The sequence below is a fragment of the Bosea sp. AS-1 genome (assembly GCF_002220095.1).
Lineage (GTDB): Bacteria > Pseudomonadota > Alphaproteobacteria > Rhizobiales > Beijerinckiaceae > Allobosea.
In genome coordinates this window covers 3129042-3148075 of record NZ_CP022372.1, presented here as the reverse complement: position 1 = coordinate 3148075, position 19034 = coordinate 3129042, and the positions used below count along the sequence as shown (strand labels likewise).

General features: G+C 62.1%; 19 protein-coding genes and 1 pseudogene. 6 read left to right on the top strand and 14 right to left on the bottom strand.

Annotated elements, in window-relative coordinates; all coding sequences use genetic code 11:
• Nucleotide 1: 1 nt before the first annotated feature.
• The 4 genes from CE453_RS16760 to CE453_RS16745 all read right to left on the bottom strand — a co-directional run bounded on the left by CE453_RS16760 (nt 2) and on the right by CE453_RS16745 (nt 5678).
• Nucleotides 2–2155 (bottom strand): Mu transposase C-terminal domain-containing protein, encoded by a 2154-nt coding sequence (locus CE453_RS16760; RefSeq protein ID WP_089177962.1) that lies wholly within the window; start codon nt 2153–2155, stop codon nt 2–4.
• A 12-nt stretch (nt 2156–2167) separates the two neighbouring features.
• The gene (locus CE453_RS16755; protein ID WP_157733075.1) at nt 2168–3007 is read right to left on the bottom strand and encodes a hypothetical protein; all 840 of its coding nucleotides are present in this window, start codon (nt 3005–3007) and stop codon (nt 2168–2170) included.
• A gap of 326 nt (nt 3008–3333) precedes the next feature.
• Nucleotides 3334–5337 carry an AAA family ATPase gene (locus tag CE453_RS16750; RefSeq protein WP_089175608.1) on the bottom strand — a complete coding sequence of 668 codons (2004 nt, stop codon included), beginning with the start codon at nt 5335–5337 and terminating at the stop codon, nt 3334–3336.
• Nucleotides 5334–5678 (bottom strand): DUF6634 family protein, encoded by a 345-nt coding sequence (locus tag CE453_RS16745; protein WP_089177961.1) that lies wholly within the window; start codon nt 5676–5678, stop codon nt 5334–5336. The genes CE453_RS16750 and CE453_RS16745 overlap by 4 nt, the downstream gene beginning before the upstream one ends.
• A 798-nt stretch (nt 5679–6476) precedes the next feature.
• Here CE453_RS16745 and CE453_RS29630 point away from each other — a divergent pair.
• Together CE453_RS29630 and CE453_RS16735 are read left to right on the top strand one after the other, a co-directional pair.
• The gene (locus CE453_RS29630; RefSeq protein WP_157733074.1) at nt 6477–6797 is read left to right on the top strand and encodes a helix-turn-helix domain-containing protein; all 321 of its coding nucleotides are present in this window, start codon (nt 6477–6479) and stop codon (nt 6795–6797) included.
• A 234-nt stretch (nt 6798–7031) separates the two neighbouring features.
• Nucleotides 7032–7469, top strand: a complete 438-nt coding sequence (locus CE453_RS16735; protein ID WP_089175607.1) for a type II toxin-antitoxin system PemK/MazF family toxin — start codon at nt 7032–7034, stop codon at nt 7467–7469.
• Between the two features lie 33 nt (nt 7470–7502).
• On the opposite strand, the pseudogene CE453_RS29625 reads toward CE453_RS16735, so the two are convergent.
• Nucleotides 7503–7724 (bottom strand): annotated as a pseudogene (locus tag CE453_RS29625) (hypothetical protein); the annotation flags it as partial.
• Nucleotides 7725–7868: 144 nt separating this feature from the next.
• Here CE453_RS29625 and CE453_RS16725 point away from each other — a divergent pair.
• On the top strand, nt 7869–8273 hold the full coding sequence (locus tag CE453_RS16725) for a c-type cytochrome (RefSeq protein ID WP_089175605.1): 405 nt from the start codon (nt 7869–7871) through the stop codon (nt 8271–8273).
• Nucleotides 8274–8311: 38 nt separating this feature from the next.
• On the opposite strand, the gene CE453_RS16720 is transcribed toward CE453_RS16725, so the two are convergent.
• From CE453_RS16720 to CE453_RS16710, 4 genes are all read right to left on the bottom strand, one after another.
• Nucleotides 8312–8881 carry a nitroreductase family protein gene (locus tag CE453_RS16720; RefSeq protein ID WP_089177959.1) on the bottom strand — a complete coding sequence of 190 codons (570 nt, stop codon included), beginning with the start codon at nt 8879–8881 and terminating at the stop codon, nt 8312–8314.
• A 244-nt stretch (nt 8882–9125) separates the two neighbouring features.
• Nucleotides 9126–9287 (bottom strand): hypothetical protein, encoded by a 162-nt coding sequence (locus CE453_RS28660; protein ID WP_157733073.1) that lies wholly within the window; start codon nt 9285–9287, stop codon nt 9126–9128.
• Nucleotides 9287–9523 carry a ChaB family protein gene (locus CE453_RS16715; protein WP_089175604.1) on the bottom strand — a complete coding sequence of 79 codons (237 nt, stop codon included), beginning with the start codon at nt 9521–9523 and terminating at the stop codon, nt 9287–9289. The genes CE453_RS28660 and CE453_RS16715 overlap by 1 nt, the downstream gene beginning before the upstream one ends.
• 92 nt (nt 9524–9615) lie before the next feature.
• Nucleotides 9616–10062 (bottom strand): host attachment protein, encoded by a 447-nt coding sequence (locus tag CE453_RS16710; RefSeq protein ID WP_089175603.1) that lies wholly within the window; start codon nt 10060–10062, stop codon nt 9616–9618.
• 185 nt (nt 10063–10247) lie between these two features.
• Here CE453_RS16710 and CE453_RS16705 point away from each other — a divergent pair, with 185 nt between their 5' ends.
• Nucleotides 10248–11855: an MBL fold metallo-hydrolase RNA specificity domain-containing protein gene (locus tag CE453_RS16705; RefSeq protein WP_089175602.1), complete on the top strand. Its 1608-nt coding sequence runs from the start codon at nt 10248–10250 to the stop codon at nt 11853–11855.
• A 33-nt stretch (nt 11856–11888) separates the two neighbouring features.
• Here the strand turns inward: CE453_RS16705 and CE453_RS16700 are convergent, their stop codons facing one another.
• Nucleotides 11889–12224: a hypothetical protein gene (locus CE453_RS16700; RefSeq protein WP_157733072.1), complete on the bottom strand. Its 336-nt coding sequence runs from the start codon at nt 12222–12224 to the stop codon at nt 11889–11891.
• 50 nt (nt 12225–12274) lie between these two features.
• Between CE453_RS16700 and CE453_RS16695 the strand changes: the two genes are divergently transcribed.
• Nucleotides 12275–13861 carry a bifunctional aminoglycoside phosphotransferase/ATP-binding protein gene (locus CE453_RS16695; protein WP_198302126.1) on the top strand — a complete coding sequence of 529 codons (1587 nt, stop codon included), beginning with the start codon at nt 12275–12277 and terminating at the stop codon, nt 13859–13861.
• 26 nt (nt 13862–13887) lie between these two features.
• Here the strand turns inward: CE453_RS16695 and CE453_RS16690 are convergent, their stop codons facing one another.
• Both CE453_RS16690 and CE453_RS16685 read right to left on the bottom strand, forming a co-directional pair.
• On the bottom strand, nt 13888–15801 hold the full coding sequence (locus tag CE453_RS16690; protein ID WP_089175599.1) for a hybrid sensor histidine kinase/response regulator: 1914 nt from the start codon (nt 15799–15801) through the stop codon (nt 13888–13890).
• Nucleotides 15802–15810: 9 nt separating this feature from the next.
• A complete protein-coding gene (locus tag CE453_RS16685) occupies nt 15811–16563 on the bottom strand; it encodes a Crp/Fnr family transcriptional regulator (RefSeq protein ID WP_089175598.1) in 753 nt (250 codons plus the stop codon).
• A gap of 139 nt (nt 16564–16702) precedes the next feature.
• On the opposite strand from CE453_RS16685, the gene CE453_RS16680 reads away from it, so the two are divergent.
• Nucleotides 16703–17446, top strand: coding sequence for a response regulator (locus CE453_RS16680; RefSeq protein WP_089175597.1), 744 nt, complete (start codon nt 16703–16705; stop codon nt 17444–17446).
• 33 nt (nt 17447–17479) lie between these two features.
• On the opposite strand, the gene CE453_RS16675 is transcribed toward CE453_RS16680, so the two are convergent.
• Complete coding sequence (locus CE453_RS16675; RefSeq protein WP_089175596.1) at nt 17480–18025, bottom strand: cytochrome b; 546 nt, start codon at nt 18023–18025, stop codon at nt 17480–17482.
• A 15-nt stretch (nt 18026–18040) separates the two neighbouring features.
• On the bottom strand, nt 18041–19030 hold the full coding sequence (gene mbfA / locus CE453_RS16670; RefSeq protein WP_248307767.1) for an iron exporter MbfA: 990 nt from the start codon (nt 19028–19030) through the stop codon (nt 18041–18043).
• Nucleotides 19031–19034: the final 4 nt, after the last annotated feature.

The window sequence follows — 19034 nt, the reverse complement described above, 5'->3', positions numbered from 1 at the left end:
CTCAGTCCTCCACGCCGTATTCGTCTTCGTCGGAGGAAACCTCCGAAACGGTATTCTCAGGCTCGCCCGGGATCTCGATGTCGACCGTTTCGGTCTCGTCTGCGCCCTCGGCGAGGTCGTCGAGAATCGCCGGGCCATTCTCCGGGCCTCGCGCGAAGCCGAAACCCTCGAAGCGGCTCTCGAGCGTGCTGAACTGTTCCGAGGTCAGGATCGGCGACGCGATGCCCGCACGCTTGGTGGCGGCATCCGACATCTCCTGGATGTCGCTCAGCGCCTTATGGACGATAGGCTCGGACACCTTCGCCATGTCGGCATTGGTACGCCGCAAGACGCGTTCCGCCTCGAGCCAACGCGTCATGGAGACGCCGTCGAAGCCGGAGCGCTGGCAGGGAACGGTGAGCCAGCCTTCCTTGCTGCGAACGGAGACGTGACCGAGGTCCGCGGGGTTCACCCGAACCAGGACCGGCTTCAGACCGACCTGACGGCGCAGACGCTGAAGCTCCAAGCTCCAATACCGCAGGCCGAGCACGCGCAGGCCCTCGTTCCCGATCCGGCGTTCGATCGTGGTTCCGAAGATGTGGCGGTTAACGTCGGCATCCGGAGGCGGCAGGACGGGATACAACTTGGAGAGACGCAGCCACTCATTGCGCGGCGTCCGGCCGCCGAGACCGCTGTGGGGCGTGTTGTGATAGACGTCGACGATCCACCGCACGATCATCCGGCCGATCTCCGCGACATCCAGCACCGCGCGGGTCTCGGCGTCGTAGTCGCCCTTTGCAACGACGTTCTCGAAGGTCTGGCCGTCGATCCGCGAAAAGAGGCCCTTGGCCAGGGTGCGAAAGAACCTCTCGTTGCGACCACGCATCTGAGGCATGCCCGCCGGCGGGAAGAACACTTCGGCTCCGAGATCGGTGACCGCCGCGTTGTACTCGTGGGACAGGAACTCCGAGCCGGAATCCTGGGCCGCCGTCTCGAAGTTTCCGTGCATGTCCCAGGGCGACTGGCATCCAGCCGCCGCCGCGTAGGCAGATTTGTCGTTGACGGCCATCTCGAGGGTAGCGACGGCCGAGGCCGCCGAAAGGGTCTCGACGAGCAGTGCCGCGACACAGCAACGCGTGGCCGCATCGATGGCGACGGAGAGCCAATACCGCCCCCGATCGATTGCGGCCTTCAGCTCCGGCGTAAGGGTTTCCCAGATGCCTGCATCCACCAGGATCGCCTGAAGCGGAATCCTGTTGCCATCCAACTCGAGGCGTTCGAAGGGGCGCGTCACTTCCAAGCCGCCCCGGACGATGTAGAACTTCTTGCGGGCAGCCTCGACGGACGTCCGGCCAGCTTCGACGAACCAGGGATCGAGCTGGTTGATGACGTGCTCGAAGGCCTTGCGGCTGGGCATGGTCAACGGGCGCATGCCGCGCTTCGAACGGCGCACGTTCAACTTCCCGAGGAAGACGTGGAGATCCTGGAGCAAGCCCGCCTTCGTAGGCTTGCGGCTGCTGGCATAGCGCTTCGCGAATTTCTGGATCGCGCGGCGTTCGACGCCGCCGAATCGCGCCGAGATGCGGTCGCCACAGCGGTGGTAGCCATCGACAAGGGCCATGGCATTGTAGCCGCAAGCCTCGTAACGACGCAGCCAACGGCGCAAAGTCCTGGGGCTGGGCGGGCGCTTCACGGTGACGTCCGCGCTTCCGCAACGACCCGTGGAAAAGCGGGCGGCGAGGAGCTCGGCGACGATCTTGTTGATCGCTGCCTTCATCGACGCGTCGGAACGAGACGCCGTGCGCTCGGTCTCCATCCGCAGGAACTGGTCGCAGATCGACTTCTGCCAGAGGACCTTGATCTGATCGTCGGTGCTGAGATCGGTGATGCGAGTACCTGTCCCGGGCAACCGCAGCTTGCCCTTCGTCGCGAGGTAGAAGCCCCGGCTGATGCTCAGGCGGCCCTCGCGGCGCAGGGACTCGAAGTCCTCGTGGGTGAAGGATTCGCACAGGTTCGGGTTGTCGACGCGGCGCAGGACGTGACCGGATTCGTCATCCGAGACCGGCACGTAATCGACCTCACGATCGATGGTGATCTTGTCGTGCGCTTCGAGCCTCCAGCGCCGAGCGGCGCCGGAGTCCTGATCGAGGTTGGGGGAACTGAGGGCGTGCTTCATGGTCATCCTCCTTCAGCGGTTGGTTGCGGTCGTGCGGCGAACGCGCACGAGGCTGTTGATCGAGATCGGCCCCTTGCTGACATGTTCGAGAACGCCATCGGCAATCAGGCAGGCCACGGCCATGAAGCCGCGACCGAAGTTGCGAGAGTTCGCGAGGATGGCGGTGATGGTCGCCGATCCGCGCAGCGTGGTCGTCACCGCCAGGATTTCGGCGATGTCGGCCACATTCCGACCGCGCAGCGCCCGATGCAGAAGTCGGGCATTGGCGGCGCGATCCCGGGTGATGTGATCGCCGGTACGCACCACGAACCGATCCGCGAACCCGGGCTGCTGATCGCCGATCAGCTCCAGGGTCTTCTCGAGTCCGCTCGGACCGACGCGGTGGGCCGGCTTAGCCGCGATGGCCGTGCTGGTTCCGTCCTCGTGATCGGCGACGAAATCGAAGGTGTGGTTGTGGACCACGCCATCCTCGTCGACGTACTCGACCGGCCCCACCTGATCCCGCACCCCGACGACCGTCGGCAGGTTGGGGAGGATGTAGGCCAGGTCGCGCTCGAGCGTGCTCTCGAACACGATCTCGCGGTTGGTCCGAGGGTTGACGATCGATCCGCGGAACGAGCCCCTGGACTTCTTGGCCGGACGACGGCTGGCGACGGACGCCAACGGTGCGGACCAAACCAAGGCAGCACGCTCCTCGGGCGTGAGGTTCTTGCTGGGACCGGCTCCCGCCGAAGGGGCGTTGTCATTCGCGCCGTCGGCGGGCGGAGCCGCCGCAGCATCAGGGGGTTCGGCTGCCGATTTCTGGATCGGCGGGATCGGGTAGTGGATCTTCGAGTGCTTGGGCTTGGTCATGGCGCGCGACTCCTCGTGCGGCGCATGCGATGCGCCGGAAATGTTTCCCAGCAAGGCGAAAGCCTTTCCGGGATCGGCTGGCGATGCGGACGAGGTCCGCGGGCGTCAGGCCGATATGACGAGGAGCGCCGTGACGGGGCGGAGCCGGCCATGAGAGGAGGCGAAAGCGAATGGGTCGAACATCGTGAGCCTCCTCTGGCTATGGCCATCCCAAGCGGATGGACCGGGTTGAAGCCTCGGGATCGCCCGAGGATTGAGTCCTTCGCGGACCGGTCCGGTCGCGAGGGACGGGGGCTCTACGAAACCCATGATCGCCACGCAAGATCTCATTTCGGAAACTCCGATCCAGCCGGGGTCCGTTCCGGCGACGAGGCTAAAGATGGGTTACCGTCGATCGAACAATTCGATCGTTTCGCTTCGACAAGGCGGGATTCGACCGCCTCGGCGATCTCGCCGAAGACAACGCGACCGCGGTCGACCAACATGTCAACGATGGTATCGAGGGCGGCACGATGTTCTTCCAAGATGCTTCGGGCGCGCTGGAGACACGCATCGAGATGGGCTTCGACGCATCGGCGGACCTGTGCGTCTCCCCGCAGCCAGGCCATGAGGGATTCATCTCGACGGCCAGAGAGGTAGGCGAGGCTCCGGCCCAGTCCGTATGAGAGCTCCATGCTGGCGGCCAGCATGGTGGCAACGTGAAGATCCGATCGTTCTTCTCCGCCACCGCCGGCGCCGTGTTCGCCGAACGCGACCTGTTCCGCGGCAATGCCCGCGAGCAATACCGTGATCTGGGCGAGGTAGTGCTCCTTGGTTCGTTCTGAACCGAGCAGGTGGTCGAAGCTGGTATGTCCGCCCGAGCCGTCGGCGCCGACTTCGCGCAGGGCCTGGGCTGCGGTGGGCCGGCTACCGGACGCTTCTCTCAGCAGGTAGCCGACCAGCGCGTGTCCTGCTTCGTGAAAGCACACTCTTCGGTGCATATCGTCCGACAAGCGAACTCGTTCCGGCAGGCTCGCAAGGAGGTCGTCGACGAGGAGCGGTCTGTGTGCTCGGCGCGCAATTCTCCTCGCATCGCGAGCTAGCTGTTCTATCGCGGCTCCAGTCGCTCCTTCCAGCCGTATGGCTATGTCGGGGAGGGCGGTATCGGGCAGGGCGTCTCCGAGATGATGTCGAAGTATCCCGACGCGCGCTGCCGCATCCGGCAACGGAATGCGCACATGCCGATCGAGCCGTCCCGGCCGAAGAATTGCTCCATCAATCTTGTCCGGCCAATTCGTCGTTCCAACGACAACGACGCCTTCCCTGCTCGCCACACCATCCAGGCATTCCAAAAGCCCGTTTATGACTTCCCTGATGTACTGTTCGTTCCAGCCGTTCGAGCCGTCCCGGTCTCCGAAAGAATCGAGTTCATCGAGCAGAAGAATGCACGGCGCGTCCTTCTTGGCGTCGTCGAACGCCTTTCTCATTGCCTTCAACAGGTCTCCAAGGTGGCCTTTCGCCTGCCAGCGCGCCAGGGAATGGCTGTGCAGAGAAACGTTGCAGGTTCGCGCCAGAGCTTGCGCAAGGACGGTTTTACCCACGCCTGGGGGGCCACTGAGGACGATACCCCGGTCGACATCCGCCCAAGGAATTTTCCCCGCTTTGTAATGGGCAAGGTCGACCGCAAGCGAATGCCCCCATTCCGCGGCCTCACCGAAGCCATGCAGATCGGCGAGCGATGGCCCGACCTGCGGCTTCTCCGGAGCGGAAGGAGCCGCGGCGGCGGTCAGGCCCCGTAGCCTTCGAAGAGCCGCTTCCGGAGACCGGCCGCGCTTGATGGCTGCGCCGAGCGCATGCAGCGGTGCCCCGATCGCCGGCGCGAGATCATGATCTGCGGGCGCACGGCCCAATACGATCCGGAAGACACCTCGAAGGACATGGAGGTCAACGGCCTCGACCTCGATGATCGCATCGGCGATGATCCGGAAGATGTCCGGGATATCGCTCTGCTGGGAGGCGATCGCGAAGAGCCGTTCCGTCTTCGGCAATAGCGCCTTCACGACCTCGTCATGAGATCTGAACCCGGATTTTGGCGGTTCGCCGGTCCAGTGCAGGACGTCGAAGTCGGCCGAGTAGAAGGGCGCCTGATGCCGCTTGAGCATGCTCTGCGCCGCCGTGACGTAAAGCTCGGCATCGTCCGTAGGGACGATGAAGCCGACGATGCCCGGCTGACGGAGCAGTATGTGATAGACGCCCCCGCGCCGCAGAGCGCGGGTGATCAAGGCTTTCGCCAAGATCATGCCGGCGTCGCGCGAGCCTGCGGCGCCGCGGTTTTCGGAACGCGGGCTCATCGGAAATCCCACCGGTCGGAAAGCCTGTGCCGGCTTCCGAGTGCATAGAGCCGATTGAGGGTGCGGGCGTATCCGAGCGACGGAGCAATGATCCACAGATCCGACGTGCAAACCGATCGGCCGTTCGGAATCGTAGGGTGTCCAGTGACGACCCCGGCCAAGGCGATCACGCGACGTTCAGCGATGCACCAGTTTTCAATCGTGGGAGCCCTCGACAACTCGGCCTCCCCAGGATGCTTACCGGCTTGAATGTGCTTGAGGTCGCCCACGAGGTGGCGCAGTCGGTCGACATCGGGGCCGAGTTCCGGCACGGGACGAAGGTCTGAATAGGGGTAGTGCATGGACATATTCCATCGTGCGCGGTCCCGGGTAGGGCCGACGGCGAGAAGTTCAGAAGGGGAATGGGAAGGGCTTGGTGGCTACGGCCGAGGACAAGCCGCCAAAGATCGGCGTTTAGCGTACCGGGAGGTACACGAGCGTCTGTGCAGTGATCGGGCGGCTGATGTCGATGGCTATCGTCTTCGTCGCGGCAAGGGACAGGATGGCCTGAACGGGATCCGGTGCCCCATGCATGCACGCCGTGCAGTCGCCGAGGACGGAGCTACCTCCGAACTCTGATAGATGTTCCCATAGGAGAACTCGTGCTAGAGGGGAAACAGGAGTTCCGGCACATTCGGCGACAAGCACGGCGCCGTCGATGTGTGGTCGGCGGCGAAGGTATCGCTCTGATAGAAGGAGGAGATCGTGTAGGTCTGGACGGTTGTGGAGGTTCCGGCGGAGGATCGTCGCTTCCGCCATGCCCCCGGGGATTGCAACGACGGTAAGAATCCGATGGGTTGTCCGAACGGTTCGCGCGGTCGAGCCGGGCGGAGCGCCGGCGCTGAATAGGATTGAATCCTTTGGATGGTTTCGATGGAAGTCGACTACCCTTCGGTCAGCGATCAGGCGTGCGTCCAAGATATCGTCCAGGCAATGTTGCCATCCGAACGCATTAATTGGCTCCGGGGTATCAGGTGTTTTCGATAACGTAAGGCTCATGGCAATGCTCCGCCGTCATCCGAAATGTCTTTCGGACGCCGACTTCAAAGATCCGCGAAATCCAGCGCGGGGTTCAGAATGGTTGCGGATGAGGTTGCGTGATGCCGGATGACGATCAGGCGCCCTCGAGGTCGCAAAAGCCCAATGCCGGTTTCGAACAAAATGTTCGAATCGTTTCCGGGGATATGGTTACTGGACGTTTGGTGGTTGCAGCCCGGGGACTCCTTGGTTGGAGCCAAGTTGAACTGGCAGAACGAGCCAACATCAGAAGACAGACGCTCGCCGAACTCGAGAGCGACCTCCGGCGTCCGCAAGCTCGGATTCGCGACGCAGTTCTGTCAGTGCTCGCGGACGAGGGGGTGCACTTCGTCGATATCGGTGGGGCGTGCGGGGCGATCCTTAATTTCGGCCTCAGGCGCTAGGCTCCCGCAAGCCTCCCGATTGGCCGACCGTGCACTTCGGGAGTAGGGGCGGTGTGCTTGGGCTTAAGATCACGCCGCAGTTACTTTGAACTCCAGGTGACGGTATCCGAAGAATGAGCCGGATTCAGTCGGCAAGTTCGATCTCACATATGACCACCGTCGGTCCAAGCTGGTTCGTTTGAGGAGATTAGGTACCCGTGCTAGGCACGACTTCGATGTTGTTCCGAGTTTGCGATGCCGATTCAGTATTTGCCAACGCCTGCTACCATTGTCCTTTGCGATTTTTCAAAAGGCTTTGAAAAGCCCGAAATGGTGAAGAAGCGACCTGCCGTGGTAATTTCTCCGCGACTTCCGCGGCGAGATAATCTATGCGCCGTCGTTGGCTTTAGCGGCACAGAAAGCCCATACCCCGTGGCCTATCAATGTAAGCTTGAGCTGGATGCGCCTCTACCCGATCCGTTCCCGTATGCGGTATGGTGGGTTAAGGCTGATTTGATAGTTACTGTCGGACTGAAACGACTGGATCTTTTCCGCACGCAGCGGGATCAGTCCGGGAAACGCAAGTTCCTATCGCCCAAGGTGAAGCCGGAAGATTTCGTCCGCATTCAGGCCTGCGTGCTTCATGGTTTGGGTTTCGGTCACTTGACAGATTCCCTGCCGAAGCCCACTTAGAAGGTGATCGCTCGCGGCTTCGGCCGTTGAGTCTCAAGACCCCGTCAGGGGCCAGCCCCGCCATGGCGATGACAAGCCCGGCGGGGTTGTTTTTTGCAGCATTAGGTAGCAAACTATCAGATCTGACGGCGCGGGTTTGGTAGCTTCCGGCGCCAGTTGACCGAACGGGTCAGAATTTTCCTCCCTCCGTCTCAGCCGCCTGATCTTCTTGCGGTTCATGACAAGACCGCGGTTCCGCAGCGCTGCATGCATCCGACGGTAGCCAACGTCGAAATTTCGAGTTCATTGACGAGCGTCAAAACGGATCCGAGCAATCCATGCGTTACATGAACTCGGAGCGGCCGATATTCGGCGGCTGCGCGCCCTGGGAGCGGCATCCCACGCAAGGTTGGACCGATCATGACACAGCTCAGGTTCGGAATAGCGGCAGCGACGTTCTGCATTCCCTTCATTCTGGGGCTTCTCCCGTCGTTCGACGCCATGGCGGTCGAAACGGATCGGGGCAAGGCTGAGTTCGGCAGCAAATGCGCAAGCTGTCACGGCCGAGGGGGGGCTGGAGATGGCGTCGTGGCGCCCGCCTTGAGGACCAAGCCTCCTGATCTGCGCCAGCTAGCTCGGAAAAACGGCAGTGTGTTTCCCGAACGTTTTCTTGTGAACGTGATCGACGGCAGGAAGTCGCTTCGGGCTCACGGCAATTACGAGATGCCGGTTTGGGGGCGCGAATTGTCCAATGGCAATTCGGACGCATCGGAATCCGCGAGGATCAAAGCAATCGTCGATTATCTTAAAAGCATACAGGAGTGAAACAGCGGGCGGACCGGTTTCAATTCCATTGGGAGTTTTCAAAGCTCAATCTTGTTTCCAATCCACCGAGTGCGAGCGGGTGTTCTCGGAACGGGTGCGGCTTTCTCCGACGGGTAGCCTATGATGATCGGAGCGATCGGCATGAACCCGGCCGGGATCTCGATGGCGCGCCTACCGTCCTCCGTTTCGAGCCAGCGCTGCGCGAGGCCGATCCAGCAGGAGCCGAGTCCGAGTGCATGAGCGGCCAGCATGAGGTTCTCCGCAGCGAGCGTGCCGTCTTCGACCGCCCATTCTCCGGTTCGCGCCGAGATAACGATCAAAGCTGGCGCGTGATAGAGGATGTTGAAATTGGGATCTTGCAGGTTGGCGTGAATTGGTCGAGGCGGAGCGTGTTCGGCAATGTTGCTCACCAACTCCTTCGCTGCTCCTGCAATCCGGTCCAGCAGATCGCTCTCCTGGATGATCGCGAAGTCCCAAGGCTGCTCATTGATCGCGCTTGGAGCTTGGATTGCCGCATCGATCAGCCGCTCGATGACCGGCCCGGATACCGGCTGAGGGGAAAATGCTCGGGTCGCCCGTCGGCCATAAAGAGCTTCGAAGAATTCCATGGCGTTTGCCTCCCTCGCGGCAGAATCGAGCAAGTTGGGTCCGCAAACCTTGATCGGGATCAAGAAGCCATCGTTCTCGAGTGTTGCGCCGAGCCCAGGCGGCCATCTGCCTTCATCTCCGGGTTCGGGCATTTCGCCGCGGGCAAGCTGGACGTGCGTTGATCGATCGGCAGTCGCTTCAACATCGCAACCTTGAGCGCATCAAGGACCAGGCCGAAGCAGGCGCTGGTCCCGTAGAGCGCAATCACGATCCAGAGGCAGGGGGGCAGCCGAGAGCCAGGATCGTCATGGCATAGGCCAGCTTCACGGCCCCAACGGGCAAGACGGCGAGCGTCAGCTCGCGGATGCGCCAGGCATAGGGATAGGACGTGGGTTTGGCGCAGTCGCCCAGCATCAGGTCTGTCATTAAGGCCGCTTCTCCGAGCCGCGATGGTCTCCCCGCAGAACCCATTGGTCGCCATCCTTGACATAGGAATGCTTGACCGCTGCCCAAGCGATGCGGTGGGCGATTTCCTCGCGATCGACATCGGCGGCATGCGAAGCAAAGCCGTGGTTGAAGGCCGCTCGATAGATGTCCTGCGCATGCTGGGGCAGATGACCGCGCACCGACGGCGGCAGGTCCATATTGCTCGCATAGGGCATGAGTGAATTCCTCCAATTGCGGGCTGCCTGAAGCGCGGCTTGCGGGCGCAACATGCATTCGCCTCTGAACGACGCACGAAACGGGGCGACCCCTAAGGGCTCGACAGCAGCCGCTCAATTTCGTGGATCGGGTGCTTGGCCAGGTCCTTGTCGACCTCCGCGAGGATGCGAGAGCGCGATTCCCCATCGAGGTGTTGGCGAAGCGCCGCGAGGAAACGCGGCGGCGCCACCAGCACGATGTCCTGGGGTAGTCCGGATTGATTGGGACGCTTGAGGGCGGCAGCCGTGTCGCGCGCAAATTTCGTCTCGGCCAGTTCGTGCCAATCCGTTTCCTCGGTCGCGCTCGTGGGGCCGACCGCGTTTTGAATGCGGCCTGGCCGGTCCGTTCCTTGTCGACCGCTCGGCGGGTTCGCGGAGGCTTCCATCACCTCGTCGACTTCGAGCTTGGGCTGCGTTGGGCTGCCCTCGTTTCTCAGAAACATCGCCTTGCGGGCATCGCATACGATCACCCAGGCATCGTGCGGAATCCGGAGGTCCATGACTGCGCTCCCTAAGTCGGGTCTGGTCTTTGACGAGGATCGCGACGGTTCTCGCCCCCGCCTTGATCCAGCGCAAAAGGAACGCATCAGCAGCGAATTTGATCGTTCTCAAGGCGTGCTTCCAAGGACTGTGCTGCGAAGGCTTCATTCGGCCCAAGGGCTGCGGCTCTTTTCGGAGATCGACAATGACAGAGGTGGAATGTCGGCAGTTAACCGGAATCCGTCTCTGCTTTCACGGAGCGGCCCACGCGGTCACCGGTTCCTGCTTTTCGCTTCGGACGGACGAGGCTCACATCCTCATCGATTGCGGCATGTTCCAAGGGTCAAAATCGGAAAAGGAATTGAACTACCGGGCCTTTCCCTTCGACCCCGCCTCAATCGACGCCGTGCTCCTGACCCATGCCCATATCGACCACAGCGGGTTGCTGCCAAAGCTCGCGAAGGACGGATTCCAAGGGCCGATATTCGCAACCGCGGCGACCGTCGATCTCTGCTCGGTAATGCTGCCGGATTCCGGGCACATCCAGGAGATGGAGGTCGAGCAGCTCAACCGGAGAAACGCACGGCGGGGCCGTTCGGTGGTAGAGGCGATCTACGGGATCGAGCAGGCCATCACGACCCTTACGCAGTTTCGTTCCGTCCCGCTCGGCAAGCTGATGGCAATCGCCAAAGGGATACGTGCGCGATACTGGGATGCCGGTCATCTGCTCGGCTCGGCCTCCATTGAGGTCGAGATCGACAGACCCAGCGGCATTCCCCTTCGGATACTCTTTTCGGGAGATGTCGGCTCCAGCCTTAAGCCGTTCCACGCTGATCCGACCGGTCCACAAAAGATCGACTACGTTATCTGCGAGACGACCTATGGCGACGTCGATCGGGAAGACGTTACGCTGGACCAACGCCTGCTGTTGCTGCAAGCCGAGGTAACCGCTGCGGCACAGCTTGAGGGGCCGCTTCTCATTCCCTCCTTTGCTGTCGAACGGACCCAGGAGCTCCTTGTCGATCTCATCCGGCTGATGAAGGCAGGGCGCATTCCGGGCGCGCCGATCTTCGTCGATTCACCACTTGCGACCAAGGCCAGCGCGGTCTTCGAGAAGCACGCGGGTGAGATGATGAATGGCGGAGCCTTACTCGAGGCCTTGCGGGATCCCCAGGTCCGGTTCACGGAATCCGTCGAACAGAGCAAAGCCATCGACCGCATCCGCGGCTTTCATATCGTGATCGCGGCGAGCGGCATGTGCGATGCGGGCCGCATTCGACATCATCTGAAGGAATGGTTGTGGCGCGGTGCTGCGACGATCCTCTTCGTCGGCTTCCAGGCGCAAGGGACGCTCGGTCGAATCCTGCTCGATGGCGCTCGCCATGTGCGGCTGATGGGCGAGGACGTCCAGGTGAAGGCCCGCATCCGCTCGCTCGACGTCTATTCCGGCCATGCCGATGGACCTCAGCTAGCCGCCTGGATCGCTGAAAGGCGGCCGATCTCCGGGTCTGTTTTTCTGACCCATGGCGAGGAACACGCCATGCAGGGCTTGGCCGAGAGGTTGAGGAAGCTGGATCCCGCACTGCTCGTCATCGCGCCCTCGCTCGACAGCATGTTCGCGCTCCCGGGCGGAACCCCTCGTCAGGTCAGCAGTCCGGTCCGCAGCGCAGCAGAAAGCGCCGGCCGGCTCGACTGGCATAATGAACTGTCCAGCCTGATCCTCGATATCGACGAGCAGATGTCGCTGGCTGCGGACGAACGCGCGCGGAAGCAGATCGTCAGGCGGCTGAGGAAGGCTCTCTCGCCCGAATGAAACCTTGGACCGTGCAACGCGTGCGGCAGAGGCTTAGCGGGAGATGATTTCGCGAATGAGGCTGATGAAGGCCCGCAGATGCAGCAGGAACGCAAAGGCCGGCTTCTGATCGAGTTCGGTGACGATCTCGGGCGGCTGGGTTTTGCGCCAAGCCCGCCAGGAACGCCTGGCCTTAGTAATCCAGTCGGTCGCATGTGCTTCGGGCACGGCATGACTCTTCGGAGGAAACGAGCCTTCATAATCGCAACGCCGGCGGCAGTCCTTGATTATCGTCAAGGATGATATCCGGCTCCCGAGACGAGCCATCGTGAAGCGCTGGTGCTGCTCAAATTTCGGGAACGCCAGGCCGCCGAGCTTGACGAGCATCAAGGTGATTTCTCCGGGCGGGAAGAATGTGGTGCTTCGACCGGAGACACGTCATGCAGATGGCCAGCCAGAATGAAACGATCTGCTTTCTCGGTTCATGCGACGTTTTCGGTGGCGGCAGCGAGTGGATCGAATTGGTCTCCACCCACATCTCCGTTGTCCTGCTGATCGGATCCCGCGCCCTCAAACTGAAACGCGCAGTCAAGCTGGCTTACGTCGATCTGTCGACGCCGGAACGGCGATTGGCGATGTGCGAGCAGGAGCTGATGCTGAACCGTCGGACGGCTCCGGATCTCTATCACGCGGTGCATCGCATTACGCGCGAACGAAATGGGGAGCTCGCTCTGAACGGCCAAGGCGAATTAGTCGATGCCGTCCTGGAAATGGAACGCTTCAACGACAACTGGCTCTTCGACCGGATGGCCGAACGGCAGCGTCTTGCCGCGACCGACATGACCGAGCTCGCAGGTGTGATCGCACGACTTCATCGGACTGCCTCCGTCTCGACGGACGGCGAAGGAGCCGAGCGAATGGCGCGCGTGCTCGCGGTCAACGAGCGCGCGCTCGCTGGCGCAGACATTCTTCCTCGCGGCGAAGTCGAAGCCGTTATCGCGGGCTGCCGGGAAGCGCTGACGCGCTATACCGACTTGCTCAACCAGAGAGCCCGGGAGGGAAGGGTCCGGCGCGGGCATGGCGACCTGCACCTGCGCAACATCTGCCTGTTCGAGGGCAAGCCGTTGCTCTTCGATTGCCTTGAGTTCGATGAGGACCTGGCGACCGTGGATGTTCTCTATGATCTCGCCTTCGTTCTCATGGACCTCTGGCACCGGAATCTTCAAGTACTCGCCAACCTCCTCTTCAACCGCTATCTCGACGCCGTCGACGACGAGCGGGGAATCCGCTTGCTGCCGTTCTTCATGGCGGTGAGAGCCGCAGTTCGGGCTCATGTCGTTGCGGTCGACAGTGGGAGGTCCGTGTCCGACCGATTGACCGAGGCGAGAGGCTATCTCGACCTTTGTTGCCGCCTCCTCAGGTCCAGACCTCCCGTCCTGGTCGCGGTCGGCGGCTATTCGGGTTCGGGGAAATCGACACTTGCGGCGAGGCTCGCCCCCCTGCTGGGCCCGCCCCCGGGCGCCCGCATAGCCGCGACCGATCGGATTAGGAAGAAGCTCTATGGCGTTCCTGCGGAGACCCGATTACCGGCCGATGCCTATGGCGCGGATGTCTCAGCCCGCACCTATGCCGCCATGATGCAGGCTGCTGAAATGACGTTGGCGCAGAGTCACGCCGCCCTCGCCGACGCCGTATTCGACCGCCGGATCGAACGCGAGCGGATCGGGGAGGTGGCTCGGCGCGCCGGCGTGCCATTCTGCGGCCTTTGGCTTCAGGCGCCGAAAGAGGCGCTCGTGCAACGGGTCATGGAACGTCGCGGTGATCCTTCCGACGCCATCCCCAGCGTCGTGATCGACCAGATTGCCCGGCATGGGGCTGCGACCGAATGGACGAGGATCTCGGCACAGGAGAATATCGACATTGTCGCCGCTGCCGCTCTTGCAGCGATCGGCTTGCAGGCTGGAGTTGCGGCGGTTTGGCCCAGTCCGGCATGCGTGCGATCACGGACTCACGCGGTGAAGACATGAGCATGCTCTCGTATCTGCACGGAACTTCAGTCGAGCAGCCCGCGCAGCCGTGAGGCCAGCTCCCGCGCAGTATATGGCTTCTTGAGCCAGCTTCCTTCGCCGAGCTCGCGTCCGGCGAGGCTCGGCTCGGCATAGCCGGAGGTGAAGAGAACCTTCAGGCTCGGACGAAGAAGGCGAGCTTCCCTGGCCAGCTCATCGCCGAACATACCTCCCGGCATGATGATATCGGTGAAGAGCAGTCGGATTTCCGGGTGCGCGGCCACGAGCGACAGCGCTTCCTTGGCATTGGCCGCCTGAATGACGCGGTACCCTTCCTCCTCCAGGCGTGCGACGACGACCCTGCGAACGCGCGCATCGTCCTCGACCACCAGGATGCATTCGTCCGCGCTGGGCTTGGCGGCGGGAACAGGATCGACGTTGCCCGCGTCGGGAACGGACACCGGATTGGCAGCGGGAAGAAACAAGCGAACGGTCGTACCCTCGTCAAGTTCGCTGTAGAGCTGGACGTGACCACCGGATTGACGTGCGAAGCCGTAGACCATGCTGAGGCCGAGCCCGGTTCCGGCGCCCACGCCTTTCGTGGTGAAGAACGGGTCGAATGCCCGTTGCTTGACCTCTTCCGTCATCCCGACACCGGTATCCGAGACGCTGATAAGGACGTAATCCCCCAGTCGGACCTGCGGGTACATCTGGACATAGTCAGGATCGAGGCGAATACGCGCGATCTCGACCTTGAGGCGTCCGCCGCGCGGCATGGCGTCGCGGGCGTTCAGCGCCAGGTTCAGTAACGCGTTCTGCAACTGCGTCGTGTCGACGAGCGCCGTCAGGGAATGGCCGGTGACGACGGTCTGCAATTCGATGGTTTCGCCGAGGGTTCTGCGCAGCAGCTCGGAGAATGTCGAAACAAGCTCCCCGATATCCGTCAGCTTCGCGTTAAGGGCTTGGCGCCGGCCGAAGGCGAGAAGTTGGCCCGTGAGCTTGGCTCCGTCATCGGCCGCACCCTGGGCTTCGCGTAGCAGTTCCCGAAGGCGACCATCTTCGAGGCGCCGCTCGATCATCTCAAGGTTCCCGCTGATCACCGTCAGCAGATTGTTGAAATCATGCGCGATTCCGCCGGTGAGCTGCCCGATCGCCTCCATCTTCTGGGATTGCCGCAATTCCTCCTCCATCCGATGCCGGCTGGTCAGGTCGCGGATGAAACCCGTGAAGATGCGCTGGCCGTTCGCGGCGGCCTCACCAACGGCAAGTTCCATTGGAAAGGTCGTTCCGTCCTTGCGTTGGCCGGTCACCACGCGTCCGAAGCCGATGATGCGACGCTCTCCGGTCGCGAGGTAGCGGCCGATATAGCCGTCGTGTCGGCTCCGATCGGGATCGGGCATGAGGACCTTGACGTTCCGGCCGCAGACCTCGTCGGCGGTGTAGCCGAACAGCTTCTCCGCAGCCTTGCTGAACGACATCATGATACCGGCTTCATCGATCACGACCATCGCTTCCGGGACAGTATCGAGAATCGAGAGCAAGTGTGACTGGCGGGAGGCGAGGGCGGCCTGCGCGTTCTTCAGATCGCTGATGTCGATGTTCGTGGCGAGGACGACCGAGTCTTCCGGCGCTTGCCTGATCACAGCCACCCAACGGCTGACGACGAATATCCGCCTTCCATCCCGGTGGCGCTGCGTCAGCTCGCCTTTCCAAGTTCCGTCTCGGTGCAAATCCCGCAGGATGACATCGAGCGGCTGCGGAAACTCAGTCTTTAAGAGCTGGCGGACATTCTGACCGAGCGCTTCCCGGGCGGTCCAACCGTATAGATCGTCGCAGCCACCGCTCCAGCGAACAATCCTGCCATCGAACTCATAGACCAGGATATTGGCGTCATCGAGCACCTGAACGATCTCGTCCAGGCTCCTCTGGCTGATAGCCCTTGGGCCGCGCGCTGCCGTCATGATTCCCCGTCAATGCGCTCGCATGGCCTGTCGGCCGGGAGGAACGTCGTGCAGATCATCGTATTCGTCCCCGCCGTCGGCAAGGCTTCTCAAGAGCGCCGGCTTGCGTATCGTGAATCGGTAGCGCGCGATGGACTGAATGACGCCCCGCTTGATCAGGTTCGTCATCGTTCTCGATACTGTTTCGATCGTCAGGCCGAGATAGTCGGCCATATCGACGCGGCTGATCGGGATTTCGATTTCAGTGGCCGGGCCGTGCTCGTTTCCGGCGCGCCGTGCGAGCGTGAGCAGGAGATCGCAGACGCGCTCCTCGGCCTTCTTGCGGGCAAGCAGGACCATTCTAGCCTGCGCACTCGCCATCTCCTGGCACAGCCAGTTGACGAATTGGGGGCGCAATTGTTCGGAACTGTCGACCGCCTGCTGAAAGCGACTCCGGTTCAACCGCCGGAGCTTCACGTCCCCGACGGCTTCGGCGTCTCCGAGATAGTGCTCATCCGGACCAAGGCCGAAGATCTCGCCGGGATAGAAGAGACCGGTGATGACGCGGCTGCCATCGCTGAGGATCTTGGAAACGCGGACCATCCCCGCCACGATCTTGAAGACATGCATGGCCGGATTGCCGTCCCGGCAAATGGTCTGGCCACGTCCGAACGCTTCGAGGGGCTGTTGACTGAACAGCCCCAGCAAGCCGGGTTTTGGTTCGTCGTTCGCGACGATGGGCAATCCGGAAGGAAAGTTGGACGTCGCATTCATGATGAGCATAGCGCTGTCCTCCGCTTCGATTTGAGGAGGGCAGGAAAGCGGCGACGCGTGGCGCTGCGAAGGTCTGGGTGTTAGCGTGTGTCCAAAATTGTTACGGATTGTAACATCTGATCCGCCGCCCAATCCGGTACAACCCGCTATGGCTGAGCCGACACCCCGAGCCGCTCATGTTCTGGTCGTGGACGACGATCCGCGCATCCGCCAGATGCTGATCCGCTACTTCGAGGAGGAAGGCTACCACGTCAGCGCAGTGGCGGACGGTCGGGGGATGCGTGACGCGCTACAGCGCAACGCGATCGACATCGTCTTGCTGGACCTGATCCTCGGAAGCGGAGAGGACGGATTGATGTTGGCTCGCGAGATCCGATCCAGATCAGACGTGCCCATCATCATGCTGACGGGTCGGGATGATGTCGTGGACAGGATCGTTGGGTTGGAAATGGGCGCGGACGATTACATCGCAAAGCCGTTCCACCTGCGCGAAGTCCTGGCGAGGCTACGCACCGTGCTGCGTCGGCAGCATCCGAGTCCGCTTCAAACAATCGACACCGAAGATGGGAACCTCATCCGGTTCAATGGCTGGATGTTGGATCCCCGGGAGCGTCGGCTGGTTACGCCGGAAGGAGAGGACGTCGCGCTGACGACCGGAGAATTCAACATTCTCCTGGTGATGGCCAAGCACCCCGGCCGCGTTTTTTCGCGTGATACGCTGATGAACTTGACGAAAGGCCGAAATTACGAAGCTTTCGACCGAGCGATCGATGCACAGATCTCTCGTTTGCGTAAGAAGATCGAAGTGGGCAAAAATTCGCCAGTCCTAATCAAATCCGTTCGCGGGGTGGGATACGTCTTCACGGGGCAATCGCCAGCGCGAACGGTCTAGGTGTGCCTACGGCAATCGCTCGACTTCCATCGATCAGGATATGTTCCGCCGCGCAAACCACATGCGCTTAAGCAGGCCATCGCCCCGCACGAGCTGGTGATACAGAGCGGCCACGGCATGAATGACTGCGAGACAGAGGAGCGCGTTGGCGGCAAGCTCATGCCAGCCGTTGATGGAACGTCGCAGTGCCCGATCGTCAGAGGCAAATCCCGGTACCTGCACGATTCCGAATAAGTCCCAGCCTCGCACGGCGACGTTGACGACGCCGAGAACGAGCGCCGCCGCGAGGAGGGCGTATAGGAGGCCGTGCGCGACCTGTTCCGCCATTCGAAGCATGCCGATGTTGACCGAGGTGGGGCGCGTGGCAGCCGACATCAGCCAGAGCAGGCGCGCTCCATAGATGAAGATTAGGACCGCTCCGGTCGTGATGTGGAACGACCACATGCCGTGGCGCCACTCGCGGGGCAGCACAGCTTCGCTTTGAGCCATCAGCCAGAGCAAGAGGACGAGCGCGGCGGTCAGCCAGTGGAAGGCGATGCTAACCCTGTCATATCGCGCCTTGTCGGGATTGTGCAGCATAAGAGCCTCGTTTGTTCACGCGCCGCCGATGAGAATGCCCGTGGCGAGGACGAGAAGCCCTCCCAGGATGATCTGGAACATTGCCCGTCCGATGGGGGTCTCCATGAATCGGTTTTGGATCCAGACGATCATCCAGAGCTCGACGAAGACCACACAGAGCGCGATGGCGGTCGCAGTCCAGAAATGCGGGATGAGATAGGGGAGCGCATGTCCCAGGCCACCGATCGTCGTCATGACGCCGGAGGCCAGGCCGCGTTTCCACGGCGGGCCGCGCCCCGACAGCTTGCCATCATCATGGGCGGCCTCGGTGAACCCCATCGAGATGCCGGCGCCGACCGAGGCGGATAGGCCGATCAGGAACGTCGTCCACGGGTTCTGCGTGGCGAATGCCGTCGCGAAGATCGGCGCCAGGGTCGAAACCGAGCCGTCCATCAGCCCTGCCAGGCCTGGCTGAACCCAGGTCAACACGAACTGGCGCTTGGCTTGATCCTGCTCGGCCTTGCCTTCGTCGCCGCTCGTCAGTTCACCCTTGAGAGACAGCGCCTTGCGTTCGTGCTTTGCTTCGGCGGCAGCAAGGTCTCCGAGCAGCTTGCGCGTTTCCGCATCGGTACTGCGTGCCGCCGCCAGCCGATAGAAAGTTTCCGCCTGTCGTTCCATGTCGGCGGCATCGGCACGGGCGCGCTCCAGCGGAAGCGACTTGACCAACCACAGTGGCTTTCGCGCATAGAACCCTTCGACGTGTTCCCGGCGAATGGGAATGATCGTAGGGCCGAACCGGCGAACGTAGAGATCCAGCAATGAAGTGCGATGCTCATTCTCCTCCGCCGCCATAGCATCGAACATTGCGGCGGATGCCGGGTAATCCTTAGCCAGGTTGGCTGCATAGGCCGCGTAGATGCGTCCGTCCTCTTCCTCCGCAAGGATCGCGAGGGAAAGAACCTCCTGCGCGCTCAGATCGTCGAACCGCCGCCGGGCAGGCCAAAACATCGAGAAGAGAGCAGGCATCAGA